The organism is Alphaproteobacteria bacterium, from assembly GCA_018063245.1.
Taxonomy (GTDB): Bacteria; Pseudomonadota; Alphaproteobacteria; order JAGPBS01; family JAGPBS01; genus JAGPBS01.
The window spans coordinates 1-2,921 of the sequence record JAGPBS010000091.1 but is presented as its reverse complement, the minus strand read 5'-3'; the positions used below and the strand labels follow the sequence as shown (position 1 = coordinate 2,921).

General features: G+C 41.8%; 3 protein-coding genes. All 3 read right to left on the bottom strand.

Features of this window, described 5'->3' with window-relative positions; genetic code table 11:
* A partial coding sequence (locus tag KBF71_09000) for a hypothetical protein (protein ID MBP9878449.1) occupies positions 1-207 on the bottom strand: 207 nt, incomplete at its 3' end.
* Positions 208-365: 158 nt separating this feature from the next.
* The gene (locus KBF71_08995; GenBank protein MBP9878448.1) at positions 366-860 is read right to left on the bottom strand and encodes an SMI1/KNR4 family protein; all 495 of its coding nucleotides are present in this window, start codon (positions 858-860) and stop codon (positions 366-368) included.
* Positions 857-2,921 (bottom strand): hypothetical protein (locus KBF71_08990; GenBank protein ID MBP9878447.1); only part of this gene is annotated, 2,065 nt, incomplete at its 5' end. The genes KBF71_08990 and KBF71_08995, both read right to left, overlap by 4 nt.

The following is a 2,921-nucleotide window of genomic DNA, read 5'->3' as shown; positions in this document are numbered from 1 at the left end:
CTTCAGGCTTGCTATGCCTTCTGTTGAGACTAACTCAAAGTCTTCTGCAGCTCTTACTTTAGGAGCAACCATTGTTGCATCATTTTTGGAGACAAAGGAGACAGATCCTGTTTCAGACTCGTAACTGTTGCGATTCACTCGATCGCTATGGTGCTCTGAGTCTTGTTTGCTCTTACGGCCCCAGCTACCCTTGCTTTTGGCATGCATTTCTTTGGAATGGACATCATGCACCGGAAGAGAGCAAGAGACAAAAAAGCTGCTCGAGAGACGGCTTACAAGAAAATACTCTAAGCAATTGATTCTTTGATCTTTCCGATCTTCAATTTATGAGAATATACTTTCAGAGCATAAGTACTTATAAGATTTCACCAATCTTCTGAATAATAATCAGGATCTTTGTAATACAAATTCCAAATAAACTGCTCCAATGAATCTTCAATTTTTTTATAACCCATATACCAAACAGCATTAGGATTATCGCTTTGCGTTTTCATAACCATAAAACTTGATGAATCACTAATTTCAAAAAAGGGAAGATCGCCTGGCTCCATATCATCTAGAAAATCCTGTGACACTAAACCACTTTCAGGCCCTTCTTCAAACATTTGCACAATTAAGTTAGGAGCATTGATACGATTTGTACCAAAAAACCGATAGTCTTTAGGTGGATTATGAGGCCTGACAATAAATCCACAACCAATCTCTAAATAAAACTCTTTTAGTTCAGACGGAAATTTCAAATTTAATGCTGTTTCAGCGTCAATAATTTCTTGAAGGGTTACTTTCTCAAAATAATTATCAAACTCATCTACATTACTATCTATATATTTTTTTAAATAAGGATATTTTTCAGTACTCATTTAACACTCCTCATGATATCAGTTAAAGGACTTTGGTTAGTATGAATCCATTGTTGGTGATCTTTAAATTCTAGTGGGTGAAAATTCCACCACTCATTAGGTCCACCAACATTTTGTGGAATGATATGATGCGCTTGGTAAGGTGCGCCTTTTTTAGCAACAACATTCCCACTCTTCCCATAATAATTTTCTTGATAAGTAGGCCATTTATTCCCAGTTTCTTTTTCCCAAGTTTGGATAACATCCTTTTTTACATTTCTATATTCTTCACCATGCATTTTCTTAGCCTCAGGGCTCAACTTTTTAAAATCTTTCCCTTGAAGAGCTTCTTTCAAAAGTCCTCTTTGCTGAGAATTAATTGGTACTCCAGAACGATTTTCCATGTCGCGGACATAATCTCGCCCCTTAAATCCAATTCTTGAACTTGCCCCACTCTCTACATTTTTTACCCTAGGACTCATGTCCTTGGCAACAGATTTTTCACTGATGCCAGCTGCGGCTTCTCTTGCACCAGAAACACCCTCGCGTGCAAGATTACCCATCTCTGCACCTCGAACAGCGGCGCCAACTTTACTCGTGCTTGAACCAACTCCCGCACCAGCATAAGCGAGTTCTCCGCCTCTGGTCATCGTTCCAGCGGTCTGAACCATGTTCTTTGTAAATACGGCTGCTTTCTCAATGCCATTTGCGATTGCAACGCCGCCTTGAACTGTGGCTCTACCAGCACTTGATAGGCCTCCTGTTCCAACTAAGACAACGATGTCCGGTAAAAAATCACCTGCAGCACGGCCATTGGCAATGGCTCTGTCACTGCCCATTCCGAGGAAGGCGCCTATAACTTCTCCTGTTGAGCGTCCTGTCCATTTCAAAGCACTCCAGCCAACACTTGCTGCGTCCTTTGCAACCTTCACGGCACCTGAACCCAAAGCAAGGTTGCGGTACTCAGCACTCTCTTCATAGTTTCCAAGCAGAACTGAGCCAAAATCGTTCATATAATCAAAACGATCTTGACGTTTGAGTCTTTCCCAGTCTTGGCGTGTGAGGCCGGCATTCGGATCGATCAGAACATCATTCGTCCGGGCGTGGATCTCTTGACTTGCTTGTGCGACGGCTTTTGCTTCCTTAACAAGCCACTCCAGGCTTTTACCAGCAGCATAACGCGCTGATGTTCCAAGAGAATCATCACCAGCTTCATAAGCAAGCTTTGCACCAGCTATTCGCTCTAGCTCTGCAATGACTTTTTTCTTTAAGTCTCCTGTTAAGTTCTCAACATCACTGACTGTCTCTAAACGAAAGACTGTCTTTTGCTTCGTATAGATATCAGCCATATCGCCCAATGATAAATCTGCATAATGCTCATCAAGATGAGCTTGAGTCATATAGCCAGCTTCAACAAGTTTTTTACCAGCAGCTTCTTTTAGCTTATTACGATATTCAACAAGTTTCTGATCAGCAATCGTATTATACTTGGCAGATCTTTCTGCGATATCAGCGGCATAGCTAATATCTTCACGGCCTTCTGTGATAAAAAAGGCTGTTAAAGCTCCTGCCATTTTACCATAATCAACGGCTGCCTGTGCGTACTGGTCACGCTCTGCTTCTGTCATGGTTCTTGGATCAGCTGAATTGAGATGCTGTTCTGCAACAAGCTCTCCAATCATTGCTGCAAAAGCACCAATAGCAGGGTCTTTCTTCAATGCCGCTGCTGTTAAAGCACCAGTACCCGCATGCATTGCCATATGAACAGCTGAGTTTATTTTGATTGTATCGGTTGTTAAATCTTTTAAATTCGGGTGAATTTTTTCTACTTCAATCGCTTTATCAGATTCATGTTTTAATTGACCAACCTCATGGATAACTTGATCTGCAATGGCATTAACTCCTGCCGTTTGGATATTATGGGTGATATGATCACCAAATTTACCGCCCATGATGGCTGTTTGAATGCCAGCATCAAAGGCTGATTTCATGACGATGCCTTGAGCCTTGTCCACTACCGTGCCCACAGTGATTTGATCCAAAGGTCCTGAAGGAGCTGTGTTCGCTGTTAATATCGCAACG

Excerpts from the sequence above, each read along its gene's own strand:
- KBF71_08995 (MBP9878448.1), bottom strand. The coding sequence starts at position 860 with ATGAGTACTGAAAAATATCCTTATTTAAAAAAATATATAGATAGTAAT.